Genomic DNA, 17,275 nt, shown 5'->3' on the forward strand with positions numbered 1-17,275 from the left:
GCCTTGCAAAATGTGGATGCGGTTCCGGGCTTAAACAGCGGCTATCCATATTTGTTTCAGAAAGATAGGAAAAAATGTTTAACTTATGACAGAAAACATTAAACATTATGATATATTTAAGTATTGGCATCAAGGTGCTCCTCTTTATGAGCATCATCAACGTCTGGTTTTTCCGGTTTAACCGGCCCACCCAATGGCGGGGCGCCGGCGCCGGCAACATGAAGGAGGAATTTGCCAGCTACGGCCTACGGGGCAACCTGGTCTATGTGGTGGGGGCCATCAAGGTGGCTGCCGCCCTGGGCCTGTTCCTGTCGGTATGGTATCCGGCCCTTACGATCCCTTCAGCCGCCGTGATGGCCCTCATGATGGCCGGGGCGGTTTCCATGCACCTCCGCATCGGCGATCCGCTGAAGCGTTCCTTCCCGGCCCTGTTGTTTTTGTTCTGCTCACTTTATTTGCTATTCGAGAATTCCCTTTTCAGTGGGATGTAGGCCATTCGGACCCGGGATTATAAGGGTTCCCCTACAAAAATATTTCCCCCTGGTTTCCAGAAACTTAGCCCTACTTTTCATACCTTATGAAGAACAACCTAAACTTCATTTATATGAAAAGATTCCTGTTTATTTCGCTTCTCTGCTTTGGCCTGGCGGGACAGGCGCAAATTGATTACTGGACCTCCTACACTTTTGTGGTGGAACCGCAGAATGTGAGTACCGTCTACAACATGGTGGACACCTATTACAAGGCGCACAAACCCAATGGGGTAAGCGTTCGGCTTTTCGAGAACCACTTCACGGACCACACCAACAACTACACCCATGCCCTGGTATTTTCCGGCTCCCTCGACGCTATGGGGAGCATGTACAAGTTTGAACCGAACGCGGATTTTGACCTTTTCCTCACCCAGTTGAACCAACACATCAAGGATGGCTACAGTTCTTCCATGGGTTCAGGGGTTGCCGGTTTTACCGGCGGGGACGGGCCCTATCCCTTCCGCCGGATGTTCCTGATGGACGTGGACGACCCGGCGGCCTATGCCAAGGCCTTTACGGAGTTCAATTCCGAGAACAACCCAAATGGGCGGATGATCTTCCTGGGGTCTATCAGCGCCGGGCGCTCTCCCCACGGGGAAACGCATTTTATCATAACCGGCTTCAAGGATTTCAAAACAGCCATGAAAGGCGTTTCGGCCCTGGTGCCCGAAGGCCAGTGGGCGGATTACCAGAAACGCTGGGAGGAAAGCATAGAAGCCGGAGGCGGGGTACGCATGGTCAGCAACAGCCTGCGCATCCTGCTGGGCGAGTGGTAGGCCCACCTGCGAGGCGTGCAAAATAGCCCTGAAACCTGAGAATAGTCCCGGTATCCCCGGGGCTTTTTTTATTTGACGGGATCGCTAACTGAGCCGGGCGGCCTATTTATCCGCCAGCACCGGCGCTTTCCCGGGGGCAGGGGTCGGCAGGGCCTCCGCTTCGTTGTCCAGCACGTCTACCCGGTCCACGGTTTCTCCTTTTTTGAAATACAGCTTCGCGTCTTCCAGGGCCAGGTAGAGGCAGGGTACGATCACCAGGATGATGCTCGTGGCAAACACGATGCCGAAGCCCAGGGAGATGGCCATGGGGATGAGGTACTGGGCCTGGCTGGAGCGCTCCAGGATGATGGGCGCCAGCCCGCCGAAGGTGGTGAGCGTGGTGAGCATGATGGGTCGGAAACGCCTCAGGCCCGCTTCGTGGATGGACTCATAGACGGAGTTTTCCCTTCGCTGTTTGTTCGCGTAGTCGATCATGATCAGGGAGTCGTTCACCACCACCCCGGAAAGGGCGATGACCCCCATCAAACTCACGATGGACAGGTCGTAGCCCAGCAGGATGTGCCCGATCACGGCCCCGATGATTCCAAAGGGAATGGCCGTCATCACGATCAGCGGCTGGGTATAGCTGCCAAAGGCGATGGCCAGCAGGGCGTAGATGACGAACATGGCCATGCCGAAGCCGCTCCAGAGGCTGGCAGTGCTTTCCCGCATATCGGCCTGGGAACCCTCAAAGGTCCAGGTAATGCCCGGAAAATCGGCCCGCAGCTGGGGCAGTATTTCTTCCTGCATGCGGGCCAGGACGCGGCTCACCGCATTGGCAGGCTCGGTGTCCATCCCCACGTTGATCACGCGGCGCCCGTCGCGGCGGTTGATGCTGGTAAAGGCCTCCCGCTCTTCCACCTCGACCACGTCCAGCAGGGGGACCTGTACCCCGGTGGGGGTCACCACCAGGAAGTCCTCCAGGTTCTGGATATCCTTGCGTTCCTCGTAGGGGAGTTTCACGCGGATTTCGATCTCGTTCATCCCCCGCAGTTGCCGTAGCGCCAGGGCGCCGAAAAAGGCGTCCCGCACCTGCCGGCCTACGTCCCCGGAGGTCAGCCCCAGGTTCCGGCCCTCAGGCAGGAGCTTGAAGTCGTATTGCATCTTCCCCTTGTTGTAGTTGTCGGTGACGTCCCGGGTGTTGGAGAAGGTCTCCATCCGCTCGATAAAGGCGGCGCTGGCACGTTCCAGTACCTCCTCATCGGAATGGCTCAGGTCGATGCTGATGGCCTGCCGTGCCCCTCCCGGGCCGCGTTCCGCCTCGAAGGAGATCTGGTCCACCCCGTCGATGTCCCCGATGTTGTCCCGCCAGAGTTCGATGACCTCCCCGGCGGTGATGTCCCGCTGGTCCGGCGGCAGCATGACGATTTCCACGTCGATAAAGCTCTGCCCGCGCACATTGGTCTTGATCCCCTCGGCTACCTCGTAGAGGTTGTGTTCCTCGAACATCCGCTGGGTGGAGGCGGTCACGTCGTTGGCCACCCGTGCCGCCTGGTCCGGGGTGGTCCCCACCGGCAGGCGGATCCCGGCCTCGATCTCGTCGGCTGCCACCTCGGGCATCATGATCATCCCCATATGGTCGCTCAGGCCGTACGCGCCTACCATCACCAGCAGGGCCAGGGCGGCCGACAGGGTGACGTAGCGGTACTCCAGGCATTTGTCCAGGAAGGGGCGGTAATAGCGGTCGATGACCCGGTCAAAGCCATTGGCGAATTGCCGCTGCCAGCCTCCCAGGCGGGAGGAGAACTGCTTGATCACCGTGGGCCTTTTGTTCTCTTTGGGCTTATGCGCCAGGTGGGAGGGCAGGATAAAGAGGGCCTCCAGCAGGGAAACCGCCAGGATGACGATGACCACGATGGGCAGGGGCTGCCAGAACATGCCGTTCTCCCCGGGCATGAAAAGCAGGGGCACAAAGGCGATGATGGTGGTGGCGATACTGAAGATGACGGGCTTGGATACGTCGCGCGTACCCATGATGGCCGCCTGCATGAAGGAGTACCCCTTCTGCCGGTATTCGTAGACATTTTCCCCCACCACGATGGCGTCGTCCACCACGATCCCCAGCACGACCAGGAAGCCGAACATGGCGATCATGTTGACGCTTACCCCGACCAGGGGCAGGAAGATCATCCCCCCGATAAAGGAGATGGCCATCCCCATCATTACCCAGAAGGCCAGGCGGGCCTCCAGGAAGAGCGTCAGGATCACCAATACGATGACGATGGCCATGAGCCCGTTTTCGGTGAGCAGGGACAGGCGTTCCCGGAAGTCTTCGGCCCGGTTGGAGTCAATGCGGAACTGCACCCCGGGGGGCAACTGGAAGTTGTCCATTTCGGTTTGTACGGCCTCGGCAATGTCCAGCGGGCTCTGGTCCCCGATGCGGAAGATCTCCAACTCCACGGAGGGGGTGCCGTTGAACTGCCCGTGGAAGCCGACCTCGTCAAAACCGTCCCGGATGGTGGCAATTTCGCCCAGGGTCACCTTGGCACCGCTGCCGGAGGTGATCACGGCGATCTCGCTGAATTCGTCCGCCCATTGCTTGCGCTCCTGCATCCGCAGCAGGATTTCCCCGGCCTGGGTTTCCACGGCCCCGGCGGGGACGTCCCGGCTGCTCTGCCGGATGATATCGGCCACCTGCCCCAGGGTGAGCCCGTACTGCCGCAGGTTGTGGCGGGGGATCTCCACATGGGTCATGTATTCCGGCACGTTGTTCAGGGATACCTGGGTAATGTTCGGGTTGGCCAGCAGGCGGGTGCGCATGCGCTCGGCCAGCTGGCGGAGCGTCCAGATGTCCACGTCCCCGAAAATGCCTATTTCCATCACATCCCGTTGCCGGTCCTGCAGGGCCACCTCGGGCTGTTCGATATCGTCCGGGAAGGTCCGGATGCGGTTGACCGCCTGGTCGATGTCCTGGAAGGCCTTCATCCGGTCCGACCCGGCTACCAGTTCGATGGTCACGCTCCCGGAGCCCTCCCGGGCCTCGGATACGATTTCCTTGATGCCCTGCACGCCGCGGACGGCTTCCTCCACGGGCTGCAGGATGCCCTGTTCCACCTCGGCCGGGGAAGCCCCCGGATAGGCGACGCTCACATTCACGAAATCCAGCTGGAAATTCGGAAAGACTTCCTTCTGGATGTTGAACATGGTCCAGATCCCCCCTGCCAGCAATATGATCATCAGCAGGTTGGCCGCGATGCTGTTTTTGGCCATATAGGCAATGGCGCCCTCTTTGCGGCTGGTTTTCCCGCTTTCTTTCTCTCCGTTTGTCGGCTGTATTTTGTTTTCTTCTTCCATGGGTTAGTCGGTTTGGGCGGTTGTGGCGGCTTCTTCAGCCGTAGGTACCGCAGCCGTTTCGGGCGTGCTCCCTTCGGTCCTCAGGGCGATGCCGTCGGTAACCGTGCTCAGGTTGGTAGTGACCACCTGGTCGTCTCCCCCGAGCCCGCCCGAGATGTAGGCATAGTTCATATCGGTCAGCACCACAGTCACATCCCGGACCGAAAGCTTGCCGTCCTCATTGACCCATACGGTGTTGTTGGACCGCAGGTAATCCCGGCTGATGCGCACCATTTCCTCCATGGGCCGTCCCTCGATCTGGCAATCCACGAAGGAACCGATCATCAGGGGCGGGGTGCCGGGGGGCGCGTTGCGCGCAAGCGGGTCCCTGACTTCTACCAGTACCCGGGCCAGGCGGGTCTGGGCATCCAGGGCCCCTACCTGCCGGAACAGCCGGCCTTCGCGTACGGCCTCGGGGTCCCAGACGGACCGGTTGCGGATGATTACCCGGGCGCCTTCCTGCCCGTCCCGGGGGAATTCAAGCCAGCGCAAATGGGTAACCGGTACGGTGAGCTCTACCCAATAGGCGTGGGTGCCCACCAGGCGGCCGATATTGTCCCCGGGGGAAACCTGGGAGCCCACTGTGACGTTCTGGGTGAGGATATGGGCATCAAAGGGGGCCCGGACCGTGGCCCGGTCCAGGTTGAGCTGGGCCTGTGACACTGCTGCCTCGGCCGCCTTGATGCGTGCCTGTATGGCCTGAAGCTGCGGCTTCCGCAGTACGAGTTCCCGCTCCTCGGGGGAAAGGGAATCGCCTCCCACCAGGGCCAGGTCCTGTTCGGCCACCTTCTGCCGGCCCATCTCCACGTTCAGGTCGGTCTGGGCCTGCATGAGTTCGCTCCGCCTCAGCTCCAGCACATTCTGGAAGTCGGCCCGGTTGATCTGCAGCAGGATTTCCCCTTCGCTCACAAAGCCGCCCGGGGCAAAGGAAGGGTCCCGGCGGACCACCGGGCCCGCGACCATGGAGCTCAGCTGCACGTCTTCCACGGCCCGGACGGAGCCGGTGGCGGAGAGTACAGGCGTAAAGGTGCCGGCTTCGGCCGGGACGGTTTCGACCAGCATGGCGGTCTGCCGCGTGGCAGCCTCCCGCTGGGCAGTGGGCTCGGTGGAGTAGATCAGCAGGGTGACCAGGGCCGCGCCGCCGAGGATGGCCAGGCAGATGAAAATGAGTTTCCTTTGATTCATGGTGTTGTCTTTTCGGAGGTTAGGGCAAGCTCCCTTTGGGTTTCAAAAGGTCCTGCCAGGGCCCGGTAGAGCCCCACGCGGATTTCCAGCTGCTCCAGGCGGGCATCGATCAGGTCGCGCTTGAGTTGTTGTTCCTGGTCGAGCCCGATGAGCACGTCCAGGTAGGGGCTGAAGCCGTTCAGGAATTCGTTGCGTAGCTGGCCGTTGGTCTTCTGAGCTAGCGTCAGTTGCTTTTCCAGGGTGGCCAGGCGGGTTGTCTGGACTTCTTCCCGGACAATGGCGTCCTCTACTTCCCGGAAGGCGGTGAGGACGCTCTGGCCGTAATTGTAGATGGCTTCCTGCCGCACGGATTTGTTCCGGTTGGCCTCGGCCGACAGGGCACCCCCGTAAAAAAGCGGGGCCACGATATTCCCCGCCAGGGTGTAGGCCCATTCCTGGAACAAACTTTCGTAATCATTGGCCCGCTGTTGCCCGGAAAGCCGGAGGGAGAGGCGGGGATACTTGGCCCGGACCGCTGTGGCGTAATCCCGGTCGGCGGCCTGCAGGGACAGGTAGGCCTGTTGGATATCCGGTCGGCGCCGGACGAGTTCCAGAGGCAGGCCGGTAGCCGGTAATTCCGGGAGGTCAGGAAAATCCAGGGCCTCCGGGGCATCCTTGGCTTGGGGCTGCCGTCCCAGCAAGACGGCCAGCTGGTTTTCCAGCAGGGCCACGTCCCGCATAAAAAGCAACCGCTGGTTACGGGTGGATTCCAGCAATTGCTGTTGCCGGAGGATATCAACCGCCCGTACCTGCCCACCTCCGAACCGGGCGCGAATAAGGCGGAAGATATCCTCGTTAGTCTGTATCTGTTCCTCTGCCAGGGCGAGTTGCTGGCGGGCGGCCTTCAGGCGGAACCAGGCGAGGCTTACCTCGGCCGCCAGGGAAAGGGAGGCGGTCTGGTAGTCCGCCAGGCTGGCCCGGGCACGGAACTGTTCGGCCCTGAGGCCGGTGCCGATCCTGCCCCAGAGGTCCACTTCATATTGGGCCGAGGCGCCAAACTGGATGTTCTCCCCCCCGGCAAAATCGGGTTGGGGGCGGCTGATGGCGCTCTGGGCGCCGGCCTCGAACTGGGGCCAGCGGTTGCCTTTTTCCCTTTTGTAGACAAATTGCGCCTGCCGGAAGCGTTCCCAGGTGGCGGCCAGGTTGTAATTGCGGGTCAGGGCAGAATCGATGAGGGTATGGAGGGCCGGGTCGTCGAAGGATTGCCACCACTGCTGGGGCAGGGGTACCGTGCCGGCGCTGGATAAGGTCTGCAGGGAATCCAGGCCCGTGGTAGGCTCTATGCTGCTGCGGGAGGGCCCGCAACCGGACAATATCATCAGGAATATAGCCGTCAGGCAAAGGAAATACCACGCCCTGCCGGTTGGGGCAGACGGGGGCGTTTCAGGAGGTCCCGGTATTTGTTTGTTCTCAGGTATAATAGGTATTCCAATGAAGGATAGGTTGTCTGCTATTATTTAAGATACAATAAATGGCCCAAGGTTTAAAGCAACGGGGACCGGCGAAAACCAGGAATTATATAAGTAATTGAAAAAGAGAATGATAGAAGGTGTTAAACCTTTGCTAAAGTTCAAAATTGCCGAGAAATTAACCGATGTCGGCTTCCGGGTGATTGCGATAGGAATTAATCGCTATCTTGTTGCAAAAGAAAGAGATGGGCCCCCTTAATTTGTCCTGCCGTTCAGGATGGTTTTTGTTCGGGATGCTTGTATTCGGTTGGCCCGGGATGCCTGCCACCTGCCTGGCCCAGGACCCACCTTCCTACACCTGGATCAAAACCCTGGAGCAGGTTCCGGAGCGCTTCGAGGATATGTATACTACCGGGGCCGTGACCGTCCTTCAGGGGGGAGAAGTCCTGCAGGGCTCCAAAGCGATCGGTGCCTGGTGGAAGGAAAGGGAACTGGCCCTGGATTCCATGTTCAGTATCGGCACAGAGCAGGCGCACGTGCCAGGATATGAATATGAGGTTTCGCAATTGGTATCACGGGACGGCACCACCCGGAAATTGATGGTCATCTGGAACCTGGAAGGGGAACACCCACGGCGGGAACTGGAAGTGGTGGCCGAAGTACGGCCGCTGAAGCATTTCCGGGAGCAACTGGAGGCCCGCCGGGCTGCGTGGATGGACCATTGCAATGCGCACCGGGTGGAGCAGCTTGTCAACGATTTATACGCCCCCAATGCTCTGTATTACAACCACCGTCCTCTGGTGCGGGGTAGGGAGGAGATTATAAATACTTACCGGTATATGAAGAATACCGGTTACCGGCTTAAGCTGGAACCACTGCTGGTGGAACCGGTCAATGAACACCTGGTTTTTGAAATCGGCCAGTGCAGTGGCTCCTATCCGGGTAAGTACATTTTGGTGTGGACCCGGGAGGAAGACGGAAAATGGTATATCCTGCTGGATTCGAATATATAGGGGAGCGCTATATGCTGCTACCTGGCTGCATGTCTGGTTTTAAAATCATAAAGGCGCTATTAAACGGCGCTATTAAAGGGGTTTGCAAGTGAAAATCCTACTCGTTTCCATCGGTACCCGGGGCGATATGGAACCCTTCCTGGCCATTGGGGAAATGCTGCGCAAGGCGGGGCATGAGACTATCTGCGTTTTCCCCGAGCAATTCCGCAACCTGGCTGAGGAGGGCGGCCACCATTTCGAATCGCTGGGGCCGGAATTCATGCAGATGCTGGAAAGCGACACGGGGAAGGCGGCCATGGGTGGCAGTGTCTCCACCTGGAAAAAGCTGAAGGCCTACAGGGCCCTCCAAAAGGAATACCTGAAAATCAGTAAAAAGGTCGCAATCAGGCAATACCAGTCGGTACAAAAATGGCTTCCTGACCGATTGGTACATCATGCAAAGGCCATCTATCCAGTGATTTGGGGGCTAGATCACCCTGGAAAAACTATCCTGGTGAGCCCGGTCCCCTATGTGCTCCACCCGGTCCGGAATTATTCCCACATTGGCTTTAACCGAAACCTGGGCCCCTTCCTGAACAGGATGACCTTCAAGATCGGGCACTGGGGGTTGTCCTACACGATACGGAAAACCGCAAAGGAGCTTCCGGGTAACCCCGGGCTGAGTTCAGGGGAAATCAACCAGGCGCTCTTCGATACCCGGGCCGTTTATACGGTTTCACCCGCCTTGTTCGCGCAGCCCCCGGAATGGGCCGACCACGTCCGCGTGCTGGGATACCACGAGCGGGACAAGGCGGTCCGATGGAAACCGGAACCCGAGCTGGTGGCGTTTTTCCACAAGCACCCGAAATTGCTGATGGTCACCCTGGGGAGCATGACCAACCCGGACCCGCCCGGGAAAACCCGGATATTCCTGAATGTCCTGAAAAGGCTGGGCATCCCGGCCCTGATCAATACGGCGGGGGGCGGCCTGGAACCGCCAAAAGCTTACGATACCGATCAGTTTTATTTTGTAGACAGCATCCCGTACGACTGGGCATTGCCACGCATCTACGGCCTGGTACACCACGGGGGCTCGGGCACCACCCACATGGCGGCGAAGTACGGCTGCGTTTCCCTGGTAATACCGCACATCATTGACCAGTTCCTCTGGAACCGATTATTGGCCGCCAAGGGTTTAGGACCAAAAGGACCTGCCATCACCCGGCTGAACGAGGAACGCCTGGAACCCCTGTTAAAGGACCTGTGGTCCAATACCTCCTACAAGGAAAGAGCCGGCGAAATTGCCGTCGAAATGAAAAAGGAGGATTTCCGGGAGGAACTCCTGAAATTAATCCTGGATTAAACCGCTTCCCCTGCTGGCCGGCCAAGGTCCCGGTTTATCTCCCGCTTCAGGAAATACCCCGTCACGACGGTCGATAGGAAATCCGCGATTGGGAAGGAAATCCAAACGCCCAGTTCCCCCAGGTAATTCGGGAGGATCAGGATGAAGGGGATAAAGAAGAAGCCCTGGCGGGTCAGGGTCAGCAACAGGGCCGGGGTGGCCTTGCCGATGGCCTGGAAATACGCCGCTCCGATCAGTTGCAACGCAATGATGGGGGTGGCGGCGAACACCCACCGCATGGCGGAAGGGGCGTTGTTCAGCACAAAGTTATTGGTGGCGATTTCCTTGGCGGACATATCGGCCCGGTTGCTCAGGAACAGGTCGGCTATCTCGGCCGGGAATACCATGAGCACCACAAAAACGAGGGAGGCCACCAGGGCCGCATACTTGATGGCCGTGTAGATGGATTCCCGCACCCGGGCATATTTGGCGGCCCCGTAGTTAAAGCCGGCAATGGGCAAAAAGCCCTGGGTGACCCCGAAGACCGGGAAGAGTGCGAACATGAGCATCCGCCCGATGATCGCATAGACCGCCACGCTGGCTTCCCCGCCCAGGCTGAACAAGATGTTGTTGAGCAGCAGGTAGGTGATGGAGGTAACCGCCTGACGGGCAAGGGTCACGAACCCCAGGGACCCGATCTCCCTGAGGATGGGCCGGTCCAGCCCGAAGTGCGACCAGCCGATCTTGAGCTCCGAATTCCGGGAGAGGAAAAAATACAGGATATACCCGAAGCAAAGCAGGTAGCTGCCGGTGGTGGCCCAGGCAGCCCCGTGCATGCCCCAGTCGAAAATATAGATAAACACATAGTCCAGGACCAGGTTGCCCACCGAGGGGATGATCATCGCGATCATCGCAAATTTGGGCTTCCCCTCTGCCCGGATAACGGTATTCCCCATCATGCACAGGGCGAGGAACGGGACCCCGTAGAGGACGATCTTGTAATAAACTTTGGCAGGTGCAAAGATGTCCCCCTTACCCCCGAAGGCAGGGATGAGCGAATCCACGTAATAGAGCCCGAGCGCTACCATGGAACAGGTAATGAGCACGGTCAGGGTCAGCTGGTTGCCAAAGGTTTTCAGCGCCTTTTCGGTGTTGTTGGCCCCTAGGGCCCGGCTGATGATGCTGCTTCCGCCAATGCCGATAGCCATCCCCAGGGCCGCGATAAAAAAGGAAACGGGCAGGACCACGTTGATGGCCGCAATGGCGATGGACCCGATCCAGTTACCGACGAAAACCGTATCGACCAGGATGTTCAGGCTCATCACCAGGATGCCGATGGAAGCCGGGACGGCCTGGCGGATGAGCAGGGGCCCGATGGGTTGTGTGCCGAGTTGTTCGGAAGTGACTTTTGCCATGGGATGTGTTAGCGACCCTGCAAAACTACGGATGATTCCGCTAGCATGCGCGCTATTGCCTCACGGAATCTACCCGGTAGGATTTCCGGCGGGCTATTCGCAGGTTGTTTCGGTCCACGGTAAGGTCCTGGGGGCCAACAGGAATTGGAATTTCCGCCCGGGGGCTAATTAATACCCGGCAGCCTGTCCGTCCTTACGACTTTCCGAGGCCCCGTGGTACACGCCGTTGGCCGCATCCCACAATATGGCCTGGTAGCCGCCGTAGACGCCCCTGGCAAACTGTACCTCGTGGCCGCGGTCCATGAGCCCGCGCACGGTTTCGTAGGGGATGCCGGATTCGATACGGACGGCGCCTTCCCCGCCCCGCTGCCCGGTGGGGCTCGAGCCGCCGGTATGGTCCCAACGCGGCGCATCCCCCGCTTCCTGCAGGCCCATCCCGAAGTCGATAAGGTTCATCACGATCTGCGAATGCCCCTGGGGCTGGAAATCCCCGCCCATGACCCCGAAGCTCACCCAGGGCTTGCCGTCTTTGGTGATAAAGGCCGGGATGATGGTGTGGAAGGGGCGCTTGCCGGGTTCAAAGGTGTTAGCCTGTCCTTCGCGCAGGCTGAAAAGCTCGCCCCGGTCCTGCAGCATAAAGCCCAGCCCCGGAGGCACCATGCCGGACCCCATCCCCCGGTAGTTGCTCTGGATAAGGGAGATCATGTTCCCGTCCTTGTCGGCGGCGGTGAGGTAAATGGTTTCCCCGGCGCTGATTTCACCCGCCAGGTATTCCCCGGCCCGGTCCTTAATCAGGGCGCGGCGGGAATCGGCATAGGCATCGGACAACAGGGTCGTAAGCGGTACCTCGGCAAAATCCATGTCGGCATAGTATTTGGCCCGGTCCTCAAAGGCGAGTTTTTTGGCCTCGGTGAAAAGGTGCAGGTGCTCGTCACTGCCGAAATCGATGTCCGAAAAATCAAAACCCTCGAGCAGTTGCAGCATCTGAAGGGCGGCAATGCCCTGCCCGTTGGGGGGCAGTTCCCAGACGTCGTACCCGCGATAATTGACCGATACGGGCTCCACCCATTCGGACTGGTGCGCAGCCAGGTCCGCTTCGGAGAGGAAACCGCCCTGGGACTGGATGAAGCCGGCGATGGTCCTGGCCACCTCGCCTTTGTAAAAGGCATCCCGCCCGCCTTTGGCAATCTTGCGGTAGGTACTGGCAAGGAAGGGGTTTTTGTAGACCTCCCCCTCGTCCGGGAGGGTCCCGCCGTTCTGGTCGATGTAGGTTTCCCGGATATTCGGGAACCCGCGCGACTCGTAAAGGGGTACGGACCGCTGCATGTACCAGGCGATGAGCTCGGTAAGCGGGAAGCCCTTTTCGGCATAGGCAATGGCCGGTTCCAGCAGTTCTTCCATGGGGAGTTTCCCGAATTTGCCGTGGAGGCTGAACCAGCCATCCACCGCCCCGGGCACGCTCACCGGCAGGGGCCCCAGGGAGGGGATGCGGTCCATGCCCTGGCTCTTGAAATAGTCCAGGGAGAGGTCCCCGGGGGAGCGGCCGCTCGCATTCAGGCCATAGAGTTTCCGGGTATTGGCGTCCCAGACAATCGCAAATAAATCGCCCCCTATCCCGCATCCGGTGGGCTCCATCAACCCGAGGGCCGCATTGGCCGCGATGGCAGCGTCAATGGCAGTACCCCCTTTTTTCAGGATATCCAGGCCAATCTGGGTGGCCAGGGGGTGGCTGGTCGCCACCATGCCATTGCGGGCCAGGACGTCGGAACGGGTGGCGCTCAACGCCCCGGTGACCCGGTCCTGGGCCCAGGTATTAAAAGTGGTGGCTGCAAGGATACTAAGGAGGAGAAGGCGTTTCATAAGGGTTGTGTTAACGGGGTTCTTAAAAGGCAGTCTTGTTAAAAATACGAAATTCAGCACCCGGCTGGGAGGCTCCCGTCCTGGGCCCAGTCCTGGATCCAGCTGGCCATCAGGGCCACCCAGTCCTCCCGGACGTTCAGGCAGGGGATATGGATGAAATCCGAGCCGCCGGCTTCCAGGAAATCTTCCTTGCCCTCCATGGCGATCTCCTCCAGGGTCTCCAGGCAGTCGCTCACAAAGGCGGGGGTGATCACCGCCAGCCGGGATTTTCCCTCCCCGGCCAGGCGTTCGAATTCAAAATCCGTATAGGGTTTCAGCCATGGGTCCCCTGCGAGCCGGCTCTGGAAGGAGGTGCTCACCTTGTCTTCGGGCAGGCCCAACAGCCGGGTGACGCTATGGGTCATGGCATAGCACTGGTGGCGGTAGCAGGAGTGGTGGGCCACCGAGTTGATCTGGCAGCAGCTGCCGTCGATCTTGCAGTGGAAACGGGTGGGGTCCGACTTGCGGATATGCCGTTCCGGGATGCCGTGGTAGGAAAACAGCACATGGTCGTAATCGAAAGATTTGAGGTGTTCGGCAATGGAAGCCGCGAGCACTTCCAGGTATTCCGGGTTTTTCCCGAAGGCCGGCAGGGTCGTGACCTTTAGGTCCGGGAATTCCGCTTCCCGCACTTCCAGCGCCTTGACCACGACAGTCTCGAAGGAGCTCATGGCGTAATGCGGATAGAGGGGGACCAGCAATACCTCGTCTACGCCCCTGGCCCGGAGGGTGGCCATGCCTTCGGAGATACTGCCGCTGCCGTATCGCATCCCCAGTGCCACCGGGATTTCGACCCGCTTCTGCACCGCATCGCTGAACCGCTCGGACAGGACAATCAGGGGGGAGCCTTCATCCCACCAGATCTTTGCATAGGCCCTGGCCGATTTTTTGGGACGCGTGCGCAGGATGATCCCGCGCACCAGCAGGGTACGCAGCCATTTCGGGGCATCGATAACCCGCTCATCCATCAGGAATTCGTCCAGATAGGGTTTTACGTCTTTGGGCGTTGGGCTGTCCGGGGAGCCCAGGTTTACGAGGAGTACACCTTTCATGTGTGTTGGGGTTGCGGCTGGTTGTCTGGTACAGCTGCAAAAATAAGCTATTGAGGGGAACTCCCCCGGCCAGGGGGCAAAGCATTTTCAAATGCAGCCATAAACCCTGTCAATTCGTGCCCCCGGCACTGGGGAATGCCCTTAAATTTTTATAGCTTACGTAGCTCAATTGGCACGCATGTTCAAAGAATTGTTCCCGGATCCCACCCAGCGCTCCATCCTGCTATTCTGCGCAGGCCTGCTGGCCATGGGTGTCATCTACGTCATTATTACCCGGATCATCCGGCACTATGGCAAGAACCCCAAATACCTGTTGCCCGAGGGGATGGTCCGGAAAGTGGGCTGGCCGCTTTTCTTTTTGATGTTTTCCATTGTGGTGCGCATGGAATCCCTCAGGGCATTGTTGGGCCTGCAGGATTACGCCTGGCATTTCCGGAAGGCCAGTACGCTCCTCTTCATTTTTTCATTTACCTGGCTGATCATCAAAATATTGCGGGTGGTCAAAAAACTGATCGTCGAAAACTACGATGTGCAGGACACCGACAACCTGCGGGCCCGGAAGGTCTACACCCAGTTCACCATCCTGGAGCGGATCGTGATCTTTATCCTCATCATCCTCGCCCTGGGAATTGCCCTGATGAGTTTCGACAGCATCCGGGAGATCGGCGTCAGCGTCTTTGCCTCCGCCGGTGTTGCCGGGATCATCATCGGGTTTTCCGCCCAGAAGATGATCGGCACCATCCTGGCAGGGATTCAGATTGCCCTAACCCAGCCCATCCGCCTGGACGATGTGGTGATTGTGGAGGGGGAATGGGGCCGGATCGAGGAGATCACCCTTACCTACGTGGTGGTCAAGATCTGGGATAAGCGCCGCCTTGTGGTGCCCACCACCTATTTTATCGAGAAGCCCTTCCAGAACTGGACCAAGACTTCCGCTGACCTGCTGGGGACCGTCTTCCTGTATACGGATTACCGGGTCCCGGTAGAGGCACTCAGGGAAGAACTCCAGCGGATAGTAAAGGATACCGACCTGTGGGACGGGGAGGTGGCCATCATCCAGGTGACGGATTCCAAACCGACCCACGTGGAGTTACGGGTTTTGGTCAGCGTGCGGGACGCCCCCACGGGCTGGGACCTCCGGGTACTGGTCCGGGAAAAACTGATCGCCTTCCTGCAGGAGAATTACCCGGACAGTATTGCTCATACCCGCCTGTTATTGAACCAGAAACTTAACGAAGAGGAAACAGGATGAATGGACCGCTCCCCGTATCTTTATATCAAATTAGCTGTATGAAGAAGGTGATTGGCATGGCCCTGCTACTCCTCGGGCTCGGGGGGTATGCCCAGAACGGTTCACTCCATTATTCCGAGCTGGACCGGGCGCTGTTTGACGGGTTGTCCCGGAGCATGGAAGACCGGGGGGATACCGCCATGGGCCCGGAGATGGTCCGGGTGGGAAGGATGTTCCTGGGGACCCCTTACGTGGCCAAAACCCTCGAGGTGGGGGACCTGGAACAGCTCGTTGTAAACCTGCGAGGCCTGGACTGTACGACCTATGTGGAGAACGTGTTGGTGATGAGCCGCCTGGCCCAGCAGGGAAAACTCAGGTGGAACCGGTACCTGAGCGGCCTCGAGGAGGTGAGGTACCGCAAGGGGAAACTGGACGGGTACCCCTCCCGCCTGCACTATTTTACCGAGTGGATCCGCGACAACGAGGCCAAGGGCATTGTGCGCAATGTCACCGAGGAACTTTACGGGATCACCATTTACAAGGACATCAACTTTATGGGGACCCACAGGGACCTGTACCCGTTCCTGGCATCCGATGCCAATTACCGGCAGATGCAGGCCATCGAAAAGGAACTTTCCTCCAAACCGCTATGCGTCCTTCCCCGCAAGGAGGTGGCCCTGAGGGAACACCTGATCCGGGACGGGGACATCATTGCCCTGGCCACCGACATCAAGGGCCTTGACGTGACCCATACAGGACTTGCCATCCGGATGCCGGACGGCCGGATCCACCTGCTGCATGCCTCCACGGTCGGGGAAGTGGTGATCAGCGAGCAACCGTTGGCGGACTACCTGGAAGGCATCAAAGGAAATACCGGGATCATCGTGGCCCGGCCGCTGGATCTGAAATAGGGGGAGAAATTTTTGGCGCAGTGGAGTAGCCCTGGGATTTTGCCCGGCTGTGCCTTACCGGCTCGGGGTGTCGCGCCCTGCTCCCGTTTCCCGGCCTTGCGGAGGTGCCCCTCCGTCGCAAGCAGGCTTCAGGCCAGGGACATCAGGTATTTCTTGGGCGTGGTGTTGTATTTTTTCTTGAAGGCTGCGATGAAGTGGCTGGCCGCGCTGTAGCCGACCTTCAGCCCCACCTCATTCACGTTGAAATTCCCGCTTTCCAGCATTTTCCGGGCGCTTTCCATCTTGTAGTCGAACAGGAAACTGTAGACGGTGTCCCCGTAGATCTGCTTAAACCCCTCCTTCAGCTTTTTCAGGCTGAGGCCCGTTTCCTCGGCCAGTTCCGGCAGTGTCGGGGGCTCGGCCATCCGCTCGATGACGATTTCCTTGGCCAGGCGGATTTTCCGCAGGTTTTCCTCATCGAGGAGGAACGGGCACTGTTCCGCCTGGGTATCCTCGGCCCGGTTAAAGTAGAGGGAAAGTAATTCGTACACCTTGGCCCGGTAGTACAGGGGGCGGACGGACGGGTGTGTGGACTGGTTCCACAACTGGCTGAGCACCACGGATATGGAGGGCCCCACGGGATTTTGCTGGTAGTATTTCTTGTCCCGGTATTCCGGGTTGAGGAAAGGGATGTAGTCTGCCTCCGAAGTGAACAGGCCATGGAAGGTACGGATGCTCATCAGGACCGAAATCATCCAGGTCCGGGGCGCAAGGGTGGCCTGTACAGGCAGTTCGGTTTGGGGGTTGTACAGCAGCAGGGACTGGTCACCGTGAAGGTCCAGATGGTAGGTTCCCCGGTTGTACGCCAATGTGGCATGCCCCTTCAGGCAGAAATGGAACTGCAGGTAGCGGCGCTCGGCCCCCCGCTCCAGTTCAAAGGGTTGGCCCGTTTCGTTCCGGGAGAGCAGCAGCAGGATATCCGGGTCTATCCGGATATCGGAAACAGAACCGCTAGCGGTATTTTCTTCCAGGCTCGTTTGTGCCATATCACACTATTTTATTTAGAAGGATTCTAAATAGGTGAGGGCTTACCCCCTTATTTTCCGGTAAAACTACAAAATCTAGCGAATTTGAGCCCAG

General features: G+C 59.0%; 13 protein-coding genes. 6 read left to right on the forward strand and 7 right to left on the reverse strand.

Features of this window, described 5'->3' with window-relative positions; all coding sequences use genetic code 11:
• Positions 1-107: 107 nt before the first annotated feature.
• Positions 108-491, forward strand: a complete 384-nt coding sequence (locus tag H7F20_RS03150; RefSeq protein ID WP_185784677.1) for a DoxX family protein — start codon at positions 108-110, stop codon at positions 489-491.
• A gap of 113 nt (positions 492-604) precedes the next feature.
• Complete coding sequence (locus H7F20_RS03155) at positions 605-1,309, forward strand: hypothetical protein (protein WP_185784678.1); 705 nt, start codon at positions 605-607, stop codon at positions 1,307-1,309.
• A gap of 102 nt (positions 1,310-1,411) precedes the next feature.
• Here the strand turns inward: H7F20_RS03155 and H7F20_RS03160 are convergent, their stop codons facing one another.
• The 3 genes from H7F20_RS03160 to H7F20_RS03170 are packed head-to-tail and all read right to left on the reverse strand — an operon-like array spanning position 1,412 to position 7,224.
• The gene (locus H7F20_RS03160; RefSeq protein ID WP_221898680.1) at positions 1,412-4,642 is read right to left on the reverse strand and encodes an efflux RND transporter permease subunit; all 3,231 of its coding nucleotides are present in this window, start codon (positions 4,640-4,642) and stop codon (positions 1,412-1,414) included.
• 3 nt (positions 4,643-4,645) lie between these two features.
• Positions 4,646-5,866 (reverse strand): efflux RND transporter periplasmic adaptor subunit, encoded by a 1,221-nt coding sequence (locus tag H7F20_RS03165; RefSeq protein ID WP_185784679.1) that lies wholly within the window; start codon positions 5,864-5,866, stop codon positions 4,646-4,648.
• Complete coding sequence (locus tag H7F20_RS03170) at positions 5,863-7,224, reverse strand: TolC family protein (protein WP_185784680.1); 1,362 nt, start codon at positions 7,222-7,224, stop codon at positions 5,863-5,865. Before H7F20_RS03170 ends, H7F20_RS03165 begins: the two co-directional genes overlap by 4 nt.
• A gap of 407 nt (positions 7,225-7,631) precedes the next feature.
• On the opposite strand from H7F20_RS03170, the gene H7F20_RS03175 reads away from it, so the two are divergent.
• Together H7F20_RS03175 and H7F20_RS03180 are read left to right on the forward strand one after the other, a co-directional pair.
• Positions 7,632-8,327 carry a DUF4440 domain-containing protein gene (locus H7F20_RS03175; protein ID WP_185784681.1) on the forward strand — a complete coding sequence of 232 codons (696 nt, stop codon included), beginning with the start codon at positions 7,632-7,634 and terminating at the stop codon, positions 8,325-8,327.
• An 88-nt stretch (positions 8,328-8,415) separates the two neighbouring features.
• Positions 8,416-9,669, forward strand: coding sequence for a nucleotide disphospho-sugar-binding domain-containing protein (locus H7F20_RS03180; protein WP_185784682.1), 1,254 nt, complete (start codon positions 8,416-8,418; stop codon positions 9,667-9,669).
• On the opposite strand, the gene H7F20_RS03185 is transcribed toward H7F20_RS03180, so the two are convergent.
• The 3 genes from H7F20_RS03185 to hemH all read right to left on the reverse strand — a co-directional run bounded on the left by H7F20_RS03185 (position 9,666) and on the right by hemH (position 14,014).
• Complete coding sequence (locus tag H7F20_RS03185) at positions 9,666-11,063, reverse strand: MATE family efflux transporter (RefSeq protein ID WP_185784683.1); 1,398 nt, start codon at positions 11,061-11,063, stop codon at positions 9,666-9,668. The two genes, H7F20_RS03180 and H7F20_RS03185, sit on opposite strands and share 4 nt — an antisense overlap.
• 168 nt (positions 11,064-11,231) lie before the next feature.
• On the reverse strand, positions 11,232-12,923 hold the full coding sequence (ggt, locus tag H7F20_RS03190) for a gamma-glutamyltransferase (RefSeq protein WP_185784684.1): 1,692 nt from the start codon (positions 12,921-12,923) through the stop codon (positions 11,232-11,234).
• Between the two features lie 53 nt (positions 12,924-12,976).
• Positions 12,977-14,014 (reverse strand): ferrochelatase, encoded by a 1,038-nt coding sequence (gene hemH, locus H7F20_RS03195; protein ID WP_185784685.1) that lies wholly within the window; start codon positions 14,012-14,014, stop codon positions 12,977-12,979.
• Positions 14,015-14,192: 178 nt separating this feature from the next.
• On the opposite strand from hemH, the gene H7F20_RS03200 reads away from it, so the two are divergent.
• The gene (locus tag H7F20_RS03200; RefSeq protein ID WP_185784686.1) at positions 14,193-15,266 is read left to right on the forward strand and encodes a mechanosensitive ion channel family protein; all 1,074 of its coding nucleotides are present in this window, start codon (positions 14,193-14,195) and stop codon (positions 15,264-15,266) included.
• A gap of 38 nt (positions 15,267-15,304) precedes the next feature.
• On the forward strand, positions 15,305-16,156 hold the full coding sequence (locus tag H7F20_RS03205; RefSeq protein ID WP_185784687.1) for an N-acetylmuramoyl-L-alanine amidase-like domain-containing protein: 852 nt from the start codon (positions 15,305-15,307) through the stop codon (positions 16,154-16,156).
• 128 nt (positions 16,157-16,284) lie between these two features.
• Here H7F20_RS03205 and H7F20_RS03210 read toward each other — a convergent pair whose 3' ends face one another.
• Positions 16,285-17,181: a helix-turn-helix transcriptional regulator gene (locus H7F20_RS03210; protein ID WP_185784688.1), complete on the reverse strand. Its 897-nt coding sequence runs from the start codon at positions 17,179-17,181 to the stop codon at positions 16,285-16,287.
• Between the last annotated feature and the right edge of the window lie 94 nt (positions 17,182-17,275).

This window comes from Robiginitalea sp. SC105 (assembly GCF_014243345.1).
In the GTDB taxonomy this organism is placed as follows: domain Bacteria; phylum Bacteroidota; class Bacteroidia; order Flavobacteriales; family Flavobacteriaceae; genus Robiginitalea.

Excerpts from the sequence above, each read along its gene's own strand:
- H7F20_RS03160 (WP_221898680.1), bottom strand. The coding sequence starts at position 4,642 with ATGGAAGAAGAAAACAAAATACAGCCGACAAACGGAGAGAAAGAAAGC.
- H7F20_RS03175 (WP_185784681.1), top strand. The coding sequence starts at position 7,632 with ATGCCTGCCACCTGCCTGGCCCAGGACCCACCTTCCTACACCTGGATC.
- H7F20_RS03200 (WP_185784686.1), top strand. The coding sequence starts at position 14,193 with ATGTTCAAAGAATTGTTCCCGGATCCCACCCAGCGCTCCATCCTGCTA.
- H7F20_RS03185 (WP_185784683.1), bottom strand. The coding sequence starts at position 11,063 with ATGGCAAAAGTCACTTCCGAACAACTCGGCACACAACCCATCGGGCCC.
- ggt (WP_185784684.1), bottom strand. The coding sequence starts at position 12,923 with ATGAAACGCCTTCTCCTCCTTAGTATCCTTGCAGCCACCACTTTTAAT.
- hemH (WP_185784685.1), bottom strand. The coding sequence starts at position 14,014 with ATGAAAGGTGTACTCCTCGTAAACCTGGGCTCCCCGGACAGCCCAACG.
- H7F20_RS03205 (WP_185784687.1), top strand. The coding sequence starts at position 15,305 with ATGAAGAAGGTGATTGGCATGGCCCTGCTACTCCTCGGGCTCGGGGGG.
- H7F20_RS03155 (WP_185784678.1), top strand. The coding sequence starts at position 605 with ATGAAAAGATTCCTGTTTATTTCGCTTCTCTGCTTTGGCCTGGCGGGA.
- H7F20_RS03165 (WP_185784679.1), bottom strand. The coding sequence starts at position 5,866 with ATGAATCAAAGGAAACTCATTTTCATCTGCCTGGCCATCCTCGGCGGC.
- H7F20_RS03170 (WP_185784680.1), bottom strand. The coding sequence starts at position 7,224 with ATGATATTGTCCGGTTGCGGGCCCTCCCGCAGCAGCATAGAGCCTACC.
- H7F20_RS03210 (WP_185784688.1), bottom strand. The coding sequence starts at position 17,181 with ATGGCACAAACGAGCCTGGAAGAAAATACCGCTAGCGGTTCTGTTTCC.
- H7F20_RS03150 (WP_185784677.1), top strand. The coding sequence starts at position 108 with ATGATATATTTAAGTATTGGCATCAAGGTGCTCCTCTTTATGAGCATC.